This is a genomic window from Pseudomonas sp. P20 (assembly GCF_016463925.1).
Lineage (GTDB): Bacteria > Pseudomonadota > Gammaproteobacteria > Pseudomonadales > Pseudomonadaceae > Pseudomonas > Pseudomonas aeruginosa.
The window spans coordinates 35,374-50,097 of the sequence record NZ_JAEMVM010000028.1 but is presented as its reverse complement, the minus strand read 5'-3'; the positions used below and the strand labels follow the sequence as shown (position 1 = coordinate 50,097).

Annotated in this window: 12 protein-coding genes; 7 read left to right on the top strand and 5 right to left on the bottom strand. The window is 69.0% G+C overall.

Annotation, left to right across the window (positions count from 1 at the left end; all coding sequences use genetic code 11):
- The 5 genes from tagJ to tssA all read right to left on the bottom strand — a co-directional run bounded on the left by tagJ (position 1) and on the right by tssA (position 4,728).
- Complete coding sequence (tagJ, locus tag JHD77_RS26065) at positions 1-846, bottom strand: type VI secretion system accessory protein TagJ (protein WP_003119488.1); 846 nt, start codon at positions 844-846, stop codon at positions 1-3.
- Positions 847-1,013: 167 nt separating this feature from the next.
- The gene (gene hcp / locus JHD77_RS26060) at positions 1,014-1,502 is read right to left on the bottom strand and encodes a type VI secretion system receptor/chaperone Hcp (RefSeq protein ID WP_003083670.1); all 489 of its coding nucleotides are present in this window, start codon (positions 1,500-1,502) and stop codon (positions 1,014-1,016) included.
- 75 nt (positions 1,503-1,577) lie between these two features.
- Entirely contained in the window at positions 1,578-3,074 is a 1,497-nt protein-coding gene (tssC, locus tag JHD77_RS26055; protein ID WP_003104973.1) for a type VI secretion system contractile sheath large subunit, read from the bottom strand.
- Between the two features lie 12 nt (positions 3,075-3,086).
- Positions 3,087-3,605, bottom strand: a complete 519-nt coding sequence (tssB, locus tag JHD77_RS26050) for a type VI secretion system contractile sheath small subunit (RefSeq protein WP_003083666.1) — start codon at positions 3,603-3,605, stop codon at positions 3,087-3,089.
- A gap of 88 nt (positions 3,606-3,693) precedes the next feature.
- Positions 3,694-4,728, bottom strand: coding sequence for a type VI secretion system protein TssA (gene tssA / locus JHD77_RS26045; RefSeq protein WP_003104975.1), 1,035 nt, complete (start codon positions 4,726-4,728; stop codon positions 3,694-3,696).
- Between the two features lie 367 nt (positions 4,729-5,095).
- Here tssA and tagH point away from each other — a divergent pair, with 367 nt between their 5' ends.
- From tagH to pppA, 7 genes are read left to right on the top strand one after another with little or no spacing between them, the layout of a single operon-like run.
- A complete protein-coding gene (gene tagH, locus JHD77_RS26040) occupies positions 5,096-6,565 on the top strand; it encodes a type VI secretion system-associated FHA domain protein TagH (RefSeq protein ID WP_073698771.1) in 1,470 nt (489 codons plus the stop codon).
- A gap of 44 nt (positions 6,566-6,609) precedes the next feature.
- On the top strand, positions 6,610-7,074 hold the full coding sequence (gene tssJ / locus JHD77_RS26035) for a type VI secretion system lipoprotein TssJ (protein WP_003083660.1): 465 nt from the start codon (positions 6,610-6,612) through the stop codon (positions 7,072-7,074).
- Positions 7,075-7,089: 15 nt separating this feature from the next.
- Positions 7,090-8,424: a type VI secretion system baseplate subunit TssK gene (tssK, locus tag JHD77_RS26030; RefSeq protein WP_003115052.1), complete on the top strand. Its 1,335-nt coding sequence runs from the start codon at positions 7,090-7,092 to the stop codon at positions 8,422-8,424.
- Positions 8,425-8,430: 6 nt separating this feature from the next.
- Positions 8,431-9,780, top strand: coding sequence for a DotU family type VI secretion system protein (locus JHD77_RS26025; protein ID WP_003158499.1), 1,350 nt, complete (start codon positions 8,431-8,433; stop codon positions 9,778-9,780).
- Entirely contained in the window at positions 9,777-13,307 is a 3,531-nt protein-coding gene (gene tssM / locus JHD77_RS26020) for a type VI secretion system membrane subunit TssM (protein WP_031755435.1), read from the top strand. The genes JHD77_RS26025 and tssM overlap by 4 nt, the downstream gene beginning before the upstream one ends.
- A complete protein-coding gene (gene tagF, locus JHD77_RS26015; RefSeq protein WP_003106966.1) occupies positions 13,304-13,984 on the top strand; it encodes a type VI secretion system-associated protein TagF in 681 nt (226 codons plus the stop codon). The genes tssM and tagF overlap by 4 nt, the downstream gene beginning before the upstream one ends.
- Before the next feature lie 9 nt (positions 13,985-13,993).
- Positions 13,994-14,722 carry a serine/threonine phosphatase PppA gene (pppA, locus tag JHD77_RS26010; RefSeq protein WP_003106965.1) on the top strand — a complete coding sequence of 243 codons (729 nt, stop codon included), beginning with the start codon at positions 13,994-13,996 and terminating at the stop codon, positions 14,720-14,722.
- Positions 14,723-14,724: the final 2 nt, after the last annotated feature.

The window sequence follows — 14,724 nt, the reverse complement described above, 5'->3', positions numbered from 1 at the left end:
TCAGGCGTCCGTCGGCTCGAAGTCCAGTTCACGCAGGTCGAACAGCGCGGTCTCGCCGGCATCGGTGACGAACAGCCGCTGGCCGACCGGCAGGCCGCTGTCCAGCCATTCGGTCTTGCGCCCCAGGCGCGCGGCGTCGTCGCCGTGCTCGACGGTTTCCGCGTAGCGCGCCGGCAGCAGCGCGACGGTGGCGCCACCGTTGGCCAGGGTCAGTTCGGCCGGCAGCCAGACCAGGTCGCGCAGGTCGCTCGGCGCCTCGACCTTGAGGCTGCGCAGGTTGCTCATCGGCAACCAGGCATAGCGACCGTTGACGATTACCTCGAGCACCGGGCCGAGGCGCGTGTCGGCATCCGCCAGCCAGGCGAACGGCGCTTCGCCGATCCGCCCGGGCACCGCCGGCGCGGCGTCGAAGGCCTGCTCGCGCAGGGCCTGGGCGGCCTCGCCATGGCCTTCGGCGTCCAGGCTCAGGGCCTGCAACAGCGGCGCGATCCATTCCGCCGGCTGGCCGAGGATCACCGGCGTCAGGCGCCCGGCGAACACCTCGCGGCGCAGCGCCTCGCAGTCGATGGCGGTGGAGTAGGTCTGTACCATCGGCAGCGCCGAGGCATCCAGTTCGCCGACCACCTTGAGCTGGTTCTGCGCCCGCGCCCACTGGCCCATCACGGCCAGCAGCTGGAACAGGAAGATCCGCAGGGTAGCGTTCGACGGCTGGCTGCGCACCTGTTCCTGCAAGGCTTTCAAGGCATCGTCCAGGCGCCCGGCGCGCAACAGTTCTTCGGCGATCATCGCGATACTTCCCTGTAGCCGGGAGCCCAGGCGCCCGGATGCGAATGAAGGGTCGGCCATGGCGCCCGGCGGACGCGACGGACGACCCGGTGGAATTCAGTACCTCCGGCAGGAGGTCGGGCGGACGAGGTCCGCGGCGCGCCGCGCGCGCCTTCGGCACCCGGCATGGCGGGCGCTCGCACCGGCCACGGCATGGCCTGGCCACGCCATGACCGGCAGCCGGCTCATCAGGCCTGCACGTTCTGGCGGATGTTCCAGCCGTACTTGACCGGACCGCCGTCCTTCGCGCCATCCGCCTTCTGCGGCTGGTAGTCGACCTGGACCTGGGCGAAGTTCAGGGTCACGTTCTCGGTCAGGCGATCCTCGCCACCGCTGCCGCCGGTGCTCACCGAGGACACCAGGACTTCCTTCAGGGTGATGATCAGGTACTCGACCTGGTTCTCGCCGCCGGCCTTGCGGATGGTCAGCTTCGCCTGCGGATAGTGCTTGCCGCTGGAGCAGGCCATCATCAGGTTGGGCGTGGACTTGTCGATGTACTTGGTGAACGACAGGTCCTGCACGTTGACCTTGCCGGCGCCGCCGCCACCGCCCATGTGCATCGACCCGGACTGGGACATGCCCCAGCTCCATGCCAGCACGTCGATTTCCTCGGCGTGAGTCTTGTCCTTGGACTCACCCTTGACGTCGCCGATCTTGATGAACATATCAACAGCCATCTTTCCTCCCGTGTGGCTCGCGCCACTACGCTATGCAAGCGCCCGCCACCATGGCAGGCGCTGTCGTTGAATGCCTCAGGCCTCTTTGGCCGAAGGCAGCTTGGATACCAGGCGTAGCGATACCGTCAGTCCCTCGAGCTGGTAGTGCGGGCGAAGGAAGAACTTCGAGTTGTAGTAACCCGGATTGCCTTCGACTTCCTCCACCACCACTTCGGCCGCCGCCAGCGGGTGCTGGGCCTTGGTGGTCTCGGTGGAGTGGGCCGGGTCGCCGTCGACGTAGTTGAGGATCCAGTCCTGCAGCCAGCGCTGCATCTCGTCCTTCTCCTTGAAGGAACCGATCTTGTCGCGAACGATGCACTTCAGGTAATGGGCGAAGCGGCAGGTGGCGAACAGGTAGGGCAGGCGCGCCGCCAGGTTGGCGTTGGCGGTGGCGTCCGGATCGTCGTACTCGGCGGGTTTCTGCAGCGACTGCGCGCCGATGAAGGCGGCGAAGTCGGTGTTCTTCTTGTGCAGCAGCGGCATGAAGCCGTTCTTCGCCAGCTCCGCCTCGCGGCGGTCGGAAATGGCGATCTCGGTCGGGCACTTCATGTCCACGCCGCCGTCGTCGGTGGGGAAGGTGTGCGCCGGCAGGCCCTGCACCTCGCCGCCGGACTCGACGCCGCGGATCCGCGAGCACCAGCCGTAGAGCTTGAAGGAGCGGTTGATGTTGACCGCCATCGCGTAGGCCGAGTTGGCCCAGGCGTACTTGCTGCTGTCGGCGCCGTCGGTTTCTTCCTCGAAGGCGAACTCTTCCACCGGATCGGTCTTCGCCCCGTAGGGCAGGCGCGCCAGGAAGCGCGGCATGGTCAGGCCGATGTAGCGGGAGTCCTCGGACTCGCGCAGCGAACGCCAGCCGGCGTATTCCGGGGTGGTGAAGATCTTGGTCAGGTCGCGCGGGTTGGACAGTTCCTGCCAGGAACCCATGCCCATCACCGTCGGCGAGGCGGCGGAAATGAACGGCGCGTGCATGGCGGCGGAGATCTTCGCCATCTCGCCGAGCAGCTCGACGTCCGGCGGCGACTGGTCGAAGTAGTAGTCGCCGACCAGGCAGCCATAGGGCTCGCCGCCGAACTGGCCGTATTCCTCTTCGTAGAGCTTCTTGAAGATCGGGCTCTGGTCCCAGGTGGTGCCCTTGAATTTCTTCAGGGTCTTGTGCAGCTCCGGCTTGGAGATGTTCAGCACGCGGATCTTCAGTTGCTCGTCGGTCTCGGTGTTGTTGACCAGGTAGTGCAGGCCGCGCCAGGCGCTTTCCAGTTGCTGGAAGTCGGCGTGGTGCATGATCAGGTTGACCTGCGCGGTGAGCTTGGCGTCGATCGCCGCGATGATCGACTCGATCGACTTGATCGCGTCGTTGGAGATCAGGCTGGTCTGCTCCAGGGCATGCTCGGCGAGGGTCCGCACGGCGGTCTCCACCGCTTCGCGGGCGCGCTCGGTCTTGGGCTTGAACTCCTGCAGCAGCAGGCTGGCGAACTCACTGGTCTGCTCGGTGGTGGTCTGGCCCTGGGCCAGGTTCTCGGTGCTCAATTCGGCCATGCTGGAATCCTCTTACGCCTGCGGCTCGTCGTCTTTGGGCTTCGGCGCGCTGGCCAGGGCCTGAAGCAGGGCCGGGTCCTTGATCGCCTTCATGATCATTTCCTCGGCGCCGGTCTTGCCGTCCATGTAGGTCAGCAGGTTGGCCAGCTGGGTACGCGCCTCGAGCAGCTTGTTCAGCGAATCGACCTTGCGCGCCACCGCGGCGGGGCTGAAGTCGTCCATGCTCTCGAAGGTGATGTCCAGGCTCAGGTTGCCTTCGCCGGTCAGCACGTTCGGTACGTTGAAGGCCACCCGCGGCTTCATCGCCTTCAGCCGGGCATCGAAGTTGTCCACGTCGATCTCCAGGAACTTGCGGTCGGCGACCGCCGCCTGGGGTTCGGCGGGCTTGCCGGCGAGGTCGGCCATGACGCCCATGACGAAGGGCAGCTGGACCTTCTTCTCGGCACCGTACAACTCCACGTCGTACTCGATCTGCACGCGTGGCGCCCGGTTCCTGGCGATGAACTTCTGACTGCTGGTAGTGCTTCCCATCTTGTTTCTCCCTCGCGCGACGGCGGTTGTTAGCGCCGTCGGAATCGCCCCGGCGGCTTGCAGCGTTGGCCCGGACGGCCGCTAGGCGTTACTCGCTTTCCGGGCCTCGCAGGGTTTCGAACTGGGAAATCCCATCGGGGATGAGATTCCTCACGATTTCGGCGAAGTCGGCCGTCACCAGTGTCTTGGCGCGCTTGAGCAGCACCGGCACCGGGCTCGACGGCTCGTGGCGAACGTAATACTCGAGCAGGCGGTCGAGCTGGCGCAGGACGTCTTCGCGGTTGGCGATCTCGCCGCTGGCTCGCGGTGCCGGCGCGGCGACGGCTGCGACAGGCGCGGCGCCCCCCTGCTCGTCGGCGGCCGCTTCGGCGCCCGGCGCCAAGGGCTCGCCGGCGCCCTGCGGGCCGTACAGGTCGAACACCTGGAGGGCCTGGCGCAGCAGTTGACGAAGGGGACCGAGGTCGAGTCCCTGGGCCGAGCCGACCCGTTCGGCGACGCCGCTCTCGATGGCCAGGGCATGTTCCTGGGCGCCTTCCAGGGCGCGCCGGGTGGCGGCCAGCGCATCGGCGTCGGCATCGGCGAAGGCGCCGGCGATCTGCTCGGGACTCAGGGTCTCGCTGGCGAAGCGTTGCAGCCCGGCGGCGTTCAGCGCGGCGCGCAGGTTGACCGGGCCGAACGCCCGCGAGCGCACCAGCGGGATCGCCCATACCAGTTGCAGCAACGGTTCGGCGACCAGGCCGGTGAGGGCGTTGATACGGAAGGTGGGGTCGTTGTCGTCATCGGCGTCGAGCAGCGGATAGACGCCGTCCCAGTACTGGCCGAGCAGCTCGCGGACCAGCAGCAGGCCGTCGGCGAGCCCGTCCAGGCCGTCGAGGGCGACGTTGCTCTGCAGCAGCAGGTTGGCTACCCGAAGGTCCTTGCTACGGCCGAACAGTTCGCTGGCCAGCGCGCGTACGCGCGGCCACTCCGGCGGCTCGGCGGGCAGCACGGCATCGCCCATCTGGCGCTCGGGTTGGCCCTGGGCGATGCGTTCGAGTTCGAGGAACGCGGCGTCGTACTCCAGATCGTCGCCACAGGGCGAGTCCGGGGATACGGCAGCCAGCAAAACGGGTACATCCAGCACGGTGACGATCTCCCTATCATCGAAGCCGCTGCGCGGCCCTCACCTTCGCTTGTAAGATCCACTCCGTCGGATCTTGTAGGAGCCATTGATGAATATCGGATGACTCGAAAGGTTGGCAAAATTCTTGTGGCATGCCGCAAGGCTTGTCAAGGAAGGCACAACGCCACTAGTTGCATGACACCGCAGATCGGACAAATCTTTAAAAGACGTAGGATTAGTCTTTTATAATCCGGTATCACCCGATGTGTCTTCCCGAGGCGACGAAACGCCGGAAAGCCGTCGGGCCAGCCTGGATGCGAACCGAAATCCCTCGGGCACGGGGGTGAGCGCCTGGAAGAGCCGGGCGCTGGCAATGCAAGGAGTAGCAATGCCGCTGCGATTGACCATCACCAGCTACCACAAGCTGACCCCCGGTCAGTGTTCGGAAAAGGTACTGGACCAGGGACAGCTGACCATCGGTCGGGGCCCGGACAACGACTGGGTCCTGCCGGACCCGGAGCGCCTGGTCTCCAGCCGCCACTGCACCATCCTCAACCGCGACGGGGTGTACTACCTCACCGACACCAGCACCAACGGCGTGCTGCTGGTCAATGCCGGGCACCGCCTGCGCCGCGGCAACAGCGAGCCGCTGCAGGACGGCGAGACCGTCCGCCTCGGCGAATACGACATCCTCGTCCAGCTCGGCCATGACATCGCCCTGCCCGGCAGCGGCAATCCGCAGACCGATCCGTTCACCAGCTTCGACGCCCTGATGAGCCGGCAGGCCGCCGGATCGGCGCCTGCCTTCGCCGAACCGGCGCCCACCCCGCACCCCGCGGTGACGGCGCATTTCCAGGGCGGCTCGCCGCTGGACACCAAGCCCGACCTGTTCGACTTCCTCACCCCGCCGCCGCCCGGCGCGGCGCCGCGTCCGGACCATGTACCGGCCGAACAGCACGACTTCCGCCCGCCGGAACCGGTGATCCCGCCGCCCCCCGCGACCACCCTGGCGCCACCGCCCGCTGGCGGCGCACCGCTGATTCCGGCCGACTGGGACCCGTTCGCCGAACTGCTCGGCAACACGCCCGCGCCAAGCGCCACGCCCGTCGCCCAGCCGCTGCCGACGGCCGAACCGACGCCGCTGGCGATGCCCTTCGCCGACCCAGGGATCACCCAACAGCCACAGCCACAGCCACAGCCACAGCCACAGCCACAGCCAGCGAGCGTGGCGGCGCCGACGCCGCCGGCAAGCGCCGCCGCGTCGGCCGGCGGCGACCTGCTGCAAGCGTTCCTGCGCGGCGCCGGCATGACCCAGTTGAAGGTCGACCCGGCCGGCGCCGAAGCACAGATGGAAGCCATCGGCCGCAGCTATCGCGGCCTGGTGGAAGGACTGGTGGACGTGCTGCGCGCGCGGGCCAGCCTGAAGGGCGAGTTCCGCATGGCGCAGACCATGATCCAGCCGGTGCAGAACAACCCGCTGAAGTTCGCGCCGAACGTCGACGAGGCCATGCTGCTCCTGCTGCGCCGCGACAACCAGGCGTTCATGGCGCCGGATCGCGCGGTGGCCGACAGCTTCGAAGACCTCAAGGCACACCAGCTGGCGGTGATGGCCGGCGTGCAGGCCGCCATCCGCCACCTGCTGGCGCGCTTCGAACCGGCCGCGCTGGAAGCCCGCTTCGGCAAGCCGGCCGGGCTTTCCGGCCTGCTGCCGGGGGCCCGCCAGGCACAGAACTGGGACAGTTTCACCGAGCTGTACGCGAAGATCCTGCGCGAGGCGGAGGACGACTTCCAAGAGCTTTTCGGCCGCGAATTCAGCCGCGCCTACGAGGAACACAGCGCTCGACTACGGCGTTCCTGACGCCAACGAACACCAGGAGAAACAACGTCAATGAGGACGACACCATGCAGAAACTGATCGTCGCGCTGTTCGGGCTGCTGCTCGCCGCCTGTTCGTCCAGCCCGCCGGAAACCCCGCCGACCCGGGTGGTGATCTGGCTCCACGCCGCACCGAACCTCAACCCGTCCGCCGCCGGCCAGGCGGCGCCGCTGCGCCTGCGGCTGTACGAGCTGAAGAAAGACACCGCATTCGGCCGCGCCGACTACTTCGCCCTCACCGACAACGCCCAGTCGACCCTCGGTGGCGACCTGGTGGAGCAGGACGAGTTCCTCCTGCGTCCGGGCGAGGAACGGCGCATCGAACGCACGCTCGACGAGCAGACCCGCCAGCTCGGTTTCGTCGCCGCCTACCGCGACCTCGACCGCGCCACCTGGCGCCAGGTCCTCGACGTGCCGGGGCAACGCACCAGCCATCTCGACATCACGCTCGGCGCGCAGGCCATCGGCATCGTCGCGCGTCCCGCGCCCTGAACCTTCGGAGTCCCTATGTCCTGGAATAACCGCGTGGTGTGGTCCGAAGGCATGTTCCTGCGGCCACAGCATTTCCAGCAGCACGACCGCTACCTGGAAACCCTGGTGGATGGCCGCTGCCGCTCGCTCCTGGCGGGCGGCTGGGGCTTTTCCGAGCTGAAGCTGGACGATGCCCTGCTGACCCAGGGCAAGCTGGCCATCGTCAGCGCCCGCGGCGTGCTGCCGGATGGTACGCCGTTCAACATCCCCGCCGACGATCCGGCGCCGGCGCCGCTGAATGTCGAGGAAAGCCTGCGCGATGGCATCGTCTACCTCGGCCTGCCGCTGAAGCGGGTCGGCACCCGCGACACGGTAGAGGAGGGCGAGGCCCTCGGCGGCGCCCGCTACGTCAGCCAGGTGCAGGAAGTGCGCGACGACAATGCCGCCTTCGAGAGCCGCGCCCCGGTGGCCCTGGGCAGCCAGGCGTTCCGCCTGCTGACCGAGCGCGACGGCCTCGGCGAATACGCCGCGGTGGGCGTCGCGCGGGTCCGCGAGAAGCGCGCGGACCAGGCCCTGAGCCTGGACGAGGACTACCTGCCGCCGGTGCTCGACATTGCCGCCGCGCCGCCCCTGGCGTCCTTCGCCAAGGAGCTGCTGGGCCTGCTCCACCAGCGCGGCGAAGCCCTCGCCGGGCGGGTGGTGGCATCCAGCGCCGGGGGCGCCTCGGAAATCGCCGACTTCCTGCTGCTGCAACTGGTCAACCGCGCCGAGGCCCTCACCGGTCACCTGTCCCGCGTGCGCCCGCTGCACCCGCAGGAGCTGTACCGCGAACTGGTGGCCCTGGCCGGCGAGTTCTGTACCTTCACCGCCAGCCAGCGGCGTCCCGAGGAGTACCCGGTGTACAACCACGACGACCTGGCCGCCAGCTTCGCCCCGGTGATGCTCGCCCTGCGCCAGGCGCTGGCGACGGTGATCGACGCCAAGGCGATCGCCATCCCGATCGTCGAGAAGGCCTACGGCGTGCACGTCGCGATGCTCAGCGACCGCAGCCTGATCGACAACGCCAGCTTCGTCCTGGTGGTGCGCGCCGACGTCCCCGGCGAGAGCCTGCGCGGGCACTTCCCGCAGCAGGCCAAGGTCGGCTCGGTGGAGCACATCCGCGACCTGGTCAACCTGCAACTGCCGGGTATCGGCCTGCTGCCGATGCCGGTGGCGCCGCGGCAGATCCCCTACCACGCCGGCTCCACCTATTTCGAACTGGACCGCGGCAGCGCGCATTGGAAGCAGCTGACGCACTCCGGCGGCTTCGCCTTCCACATCGCCGGCCAGTTCCCCGGGCTGAACCTGGCCTTCTGGGCCATTCGAGGATAAGCAACGATGCCTCCCATCGACGATCCCTTCGGCACCCCGGCCGGCGGCGGCAACGGAAGCCCGCCCGACGACCGCACCATGATCATGCCGCGTCCCGGCGGCCGCGCCCCGGAACCGGCCGGCGGCCCCCGCGGCGGCGATCCCTACACGCCGCCGCCGATGGCCAGCCTGGCGCCGCTGAGCGGCCGCGGCGACGGCCTCAACCCGCTGGAGCAGGCCGCCGGCCCACTGCTGGCGATGCTCACCCGCCTGCGCAACACCATCGCCCATCCGGCGCCGGCCAGCCTGCGCGCGCAACTGCTCGGCTACCTGCGCCAGTTCGAGGAGAAGGCACGCCAGGCCGGCGTGGCGCCGGACGAGGTGATGCTGGCGCGCTACGTGCTCTGCACCGCCCTCGACGAAGCGGTGCTCAGCACGCCGTGGGGCAGCACCAGCGACTGGGGCAAGCAGAGCCTGCTGATCACCCTGCACAACGAGGCCTGGGGTGGCGAGAAGGTCTTCCAGTTGCTCGAACACTGCCTGCAGAACCCGCACCAGCGCCTGCACCTGCTGGAGCTGCTGTACCTGTGCACCAGCCTCGGCTTCGAAGGCCGCTACCGGGTCATGCACGACGGCCGCAGCCAACTGGAGGCGCTGCGCGAGCGCACCGCGGCGGTGATCCGCAGCACCCGCGGCGAGTACGAGCACGAACTGTCGCCGCACTGGCGCGGCCTCAGCGTGATGCGCGACCGCCTTTCGCAATACCTGCCGCCGTGGGTCGGTATCGCCATCGGCCTGGCCTTGCTGCTGGCCTTGCTGTTCGGCCTGCGGATGAAGCTGGCCGCCGACGCCGAGCCGGTGTTCAAGCGCATCCACGCCATCGGCGAGATCCCGGTGCAGGCCATCGACCGCCCGGCGGTGCAGCCGCGGGTGATCGAGCGGCCACGCCTGGCGCGCTTCCTCGCCGACGAGATCAAGGCCCAGCGGGTGGCGGTGGAGGACGCCGTCGACCGCTCGGTGGTGACCATCCGCGGCGACGAGCTGTTCGCCAGCGCCAGCGCCAGCGTGCGCGACGAGTTCCAGCCGCTGCTGCTGCGCATCGCCGACGCCCTGCGCAAGGTCAAGGGCCAGGTGCTGGTCACCGGCCATAGCGACAACCGGCCGATCGCCACGCTGCGCTACCCGTCCAACTGGAAACTGTCCCAGGCCCGCGCCCAGGAGGTCGCCGACCTGCTCGGCGCGACCACCGGCGACGCCGGCCGCTTCACCGCCGAAGGGCGCAGCGACACCGAGCCGGTGGCGACCAATGCCAGCGCCGAAGGCCGCGCACGCAACCGCCGGGTGGAAATCACCGTATTCGCGGAGGGCGCGCAATGAAAGGCTTCCTCAACTTCTTCGCGCGCTGGGTGGTGCCGGTGCTCGGCCTGCTCGCCCTGAGCCTGATCATCTGGTTCCTCGGCCCGCTGCTGCGCCTGGGCAACTACGAACCGTTGGCCTCGGCGACCAGCCGCTGGGTGCTGATCGTCCTGCTGTTCCTGGTCTGGATCGGCTTCCGCGTGCTGCGCATCGTGCAGGCCCGGCGCAACGCGGCGAAGGTCATGCAGAGTCTCGCCGAGGTCAGCGCGCCGGACGCCGCCAGCGTCGCCACCGCCGAAGAGCTGGCGACCCTCAAGCAACGCATGGACGAGGCCCTGGCCCTGCTCAAGCGGGCCAAGCTGGGCGGCAGCGAGCGGCGCAACCTGTACGAGTTGCCCTGGTACGTGATCATCGGCCCGCCCGGTTCGGGCAAGACCACCGCGCTGATGAATTCCGGCCTGGACTTCCCGCTCGCCGCACAGATGGGCGCCGGGGCGATCCGCGGGGTCGGCGGCACGCGCAACTGCGACTGGTGGTTCACCGACGAAGCGGTGCTGCTGGACACCGCCGGCCGCTATACCACCCAGGACAGCCACGCCCAGGTGGACAAGGCCGCCTGGCTGGGCTTCCTCGACCTGCTCAAGACCCAGCGCAAGCGCCGCCCCATCGATGGCGCGTTCATCGCCATCAGCCTTTCCGACCTGCTGCTGGGCAGCGACGCCGAGCGCGCCGCCCATGCCCAGGCGATCCGCGCACGCATCCAGGAGCTGTACCAGCAGCTCGGGGTGCGCTTCCCGATCTACGTGATGCTGACCAAGTTCGACCTGGTGCCGGGCTTCATGGAGTTCTTCGACAGCCTGAACCGCGAGGAACGCGCGCAGGTCTGGGGGATGACCTTCGCCCTCGACGACGGCAAGAGCGCGGAAGGCCCGCTGGCGGTGTTCGACAGCGAATTCGCCCTGCTCGAACAGCGTCTCACCGCGCGCCTGGTGGAACGCCTGCAGCAGGAGCGCGACCCGGCGCGGCGCGACCTGGTCTACGGCTTCCCGCAGCAATTCGCCGCCCTGCGCGAATGCCTCGGCGAGTTCCTCAACGGCGTGTTCAAGCCCAACCCCTACGAGGAACGCCCGCTGTTGCGCGGCCTGTACTTCACCAGCGGAACCCAGGAAGGCAGTCCGATCGACCGCCTGATCGGCAGCATGGCGCAGTCGATGAACCTCGACCGCCAGCACCTGGCGCGGCAGACCGGAACCGGGCGCAGCTACTTCATCGAGCGGCTGTTCCGCGAAGTGGCGTTCGGCGAACGCGGCCTGGTCGGCACCAACCCGAAGGTCGAGCGCCGCCGCAAGTGGCTGACCATCGGCGCGCTGAGCGCCACCGCGCTGGTGGTGCTGGCGGTGACGGCGGTATGGATCGCCAGCTACCGCGCCAACCAGAGCTACATCGCCGCGGTCGACCAGCGCGTCGACCCGCTGGCGCGCGGCATCGAGTCGCTGAGCCCGGCCCAGCGCGACGTCCTGGCCGTACTGCCACAGCTCAACGCGGTGCAGAATCTCGCCGGCGACGCGCCGAGCTGGGCCGAAGGCTACGGGCTGTACCAGGGCGACATGCTCGGCGAGGAGTCCGCCAGCGTCTACCGCAAGCTGCTGATCGCGGTGTTCGCCCCACGCCTGGTGACCCGCATCGAGGAACAGTTGCGCTCCGGCGGCAGCAGCGATTTCCTCTACGAGGGCCTGAAGGCCTACCTGATGCTCGGCAGCCCGGACCATTACGACGCCGACTTCATCAAGGCCTGGATCAGCCTCGACTGGGAACGCAACCTGCCGCGCGACCTCTCGCCGGAACAGCGCCAGGCGCTGCACGCGCACCTCGACGCGTTGCTCGAACGACGGCCGCCGTCGGCGCGCCTGGACCAGGACCTGGTCGAGGACCTGCGCCGCCAGTTGCAGCAACTGCCGGTGGCGCAGCGGGTCTACGACCGGGTCAAGCGGCAGAGGCTGCCCAAGGACGTGCCCGACTTCCGCATCAGCGACGCCGCCGGCCGCGACGCGCCGCTGGTGTTCGCGCGCAAGAGCGGCAAGCCGCTCACCGACCCGCTCAGCGGCTTCTTCACCTACCGCGGCTATCGCGAGGTGTTCCTCACCGCCAGCCTCAGCCAGGCCGGCACCATCGCCGAGGAACAGTGGGTGCTCGGGCGCGACCTGAACGATGCCGGCGACGCCGCCAACCTGGCCCTCGACGTGCGTCGCCTGTATTTCCAGGACTACCTGCGGCAGTGGGACGACCTGCTCGCCGACCTCACCGTGGTGCCGATCACCAATGTCACCCAGGCCGCCGACGTGCTGCGCATTCTCTCCGGACCGACCTCGCCGTTCCGCAAGCTGCTCGAGGCAGTGGCCCGCGAGACCGACCTGCAGAAGGGCGACCGGCTGGTCGCCGCGCAAGTGAAGAAGGCCGCCGACGGCACCGTGGACAAGCTCAAGCAGCGCCTCGGCTCGCTGGTCGGCCAGGAGGAAGAGGGCGCCCGCGAACAGCCGCGGCAGGTCGACAGCGACCCGATCAGCGCCCACTTCGCCGAACTCAACAGCCTGGTCAGCAAGGGCGAGGGCGGCAACGAGCCGGCGCCGATCGACAGCCTGCTGGAAGACATGAACGCGCTCTACGTGCAGGTCAGCGCCATGGCCGGAGCCAGCGGCGACTCGCTGCTCGGCGACGCCAAGAACCAGGTGGCCGCCGCCGCCTCGCGCGTGGCCCTCAGCGCCGAGCGCCAGCCGCCGGTGGTCCAGGGCCTGGTGAAGAACGTGGTCAACTCCACCACCAGCAGCATGATGGGCAGCGTGCGCAACCAGCTCAACGCGGCCTGGATCAGCGACGTGGTCAGCGTCTACCGGCAATCCCTGGCCGGGCGCTACCCGATCGCCGCCGGCAGTTCGCGCGACGCCACCCTGGAAGACTTCGGCCACTTCTTCGGTGCCGGCGGGGTGATGGACAGCTACTTCCGCCAGTACCTGCAACCCTACGTCGACACCTCCGCCAGCACCTGGCGCTGGCAGCCCGGCGCGGCGCAGAAGCTCGGCATCAACCCCGGCGTGCTGCACACTTTCCAGCGCGCAGCGGCGATCCGCGACGCCTTCTTCCGCTCCGGCGGCATGCAACCGACGGTGCGCTTCAAGCTCAAGCCGGTGACCATGGACGCGGCGATCAGCCAGTTCATCCTCGACCTCGACGGCCAGCAGCTGACCTACGACCACGGCCCCAGCCGCCCGGTGGCGATGCAGTGGCCGAGCGCCAACGGCCTCGGCGTGGTCCGCCTGACGGTGACGCCGCCGCCCAGCAGCGGCCGTTCCGGCCTGACCCTGGAAGGCCCCTGGGCCTGGTTCCGCCTGCTCGACCAGTCGGACCTGGAACGCGGCAACTCGCCGGACCGCTTCACCCTGCGGCTGCGCATCGACGGCTCCAGCATCGCCTGCGAGCTGCGCGCCAGCAGCGCCTTCAACCCCTTCAAGAGCCGGGTCGTGTCCGGCTTCAGCCTCCCGGAGCGCCTTTGAACAGCGTCGGTTTCTACGGCAAGCTGGCCGGCCGCGGCGATTTCGTCAGCCGCGGCCTGCCGAACACCTTCGTCGAACCCTGGGACGCCTGGCTGGCCAGCGGCATGCGCGCCAGCCAGGACGAGCTCGGCGCGGCCTGGCTCGACGCCTACCTGACCAGCCCGCTGTGGCGCTTCGCCATCGCCCCCGGCCTGCTCGGCGGCGAAGCGGTGACCGGAGTGGTGATGCCGAGCATCGACCGGGTCGGTCGCTATTTCCCGCTGACCGTCGCCTGCCTGCTACCGGCGAACGCCGACCTCGGCGGGCTGGTCGGCGGCGACGACGGCTGGTTCGAACAGGTCGAGAGCCTGCTGCTCTCCACCCTCGAACCGGAGGCCGAGGTCGAGGCCTTCGAGCAGGCGGTGGCGCAGCTCCCGGCACCGCCCTGCGGACCGCGCATCGAACAATCGCTGATCAGCGGCAACCTGCTGCGCAGCGAAGCGGTGACCCCGGCGCAGCGCCTCGCCGCGCTGGCCCAGCACGCCTGCGACGGCGCCAGCCACTGGTGGGGACGCGGCTCGGCACGGATCTCCGCCGGCCTGATGCGCTACCAGGGCCTGCCGCCGGCGCCGGCGTTCGGACGATTCCTCACCGGAGAGGGCGAGGTGATCCCGCTCTTTCCCGGCATACCCGGTTAAGGACAACTGATGGTGCCCAACTCAGTCAGCTACTACAGGTCGGCCAGCTACAGCCACGTCGGCATGGTCCGCAAGGTCAACGAAGACGCCAGTCTCGACGCCCCCGAGGCGGGACTCTGGGTGGTCGCCGACGGCATGGGCGGCCACGCCGCCGGCGACTTCGTCAGCAGCCTGATCGTCGATACCCTGCGGCGCATCCCGGCGGCCTCCTCGCTACCGGCCTATGTCGGCGCGTTGCGCACCGGCCTCGCCCAGGTCAACGAGCGGGTTCGCCAGGAGGCCGGCCTGCGTGGCGTCAGCGTGATGGGCAGCACCCTGGTACTGCTCGCCGCGCGCGGCAACCAGGCGAGCTGCCTGTGGGCCGGCGACAGCCGCCTGTACCGCCTGCGCGGCGGCGTGCTGGAAGCCATCTCGCGGGACCACAGCTACGTCCAGGAGCTGCTCGACAACGCATTGATCAGCGAGGAAGAGGCGCGCCACCATCCGCGCGCCAACGTGGTCACCCGCGCGGTCGGCGTGCACGAGCAACTGGAACTGTCGGAAGCCGCGCTGCACGTGCTGCCCGGCGACAGCTTCCTGCTCTGCAGCGACGGCCTCAACAAGACCGCCGACGACAGCGAACTGCGCGACGTGCTCAGCCACAGCGATCCCTATGCGGTGGTCCGCAGCCTGGTCCACCTGGGCCTGACCCGCGGCGCCCCGGACAACATCACGGCCCTGGTGGTCAGGGCCTTCTGAGA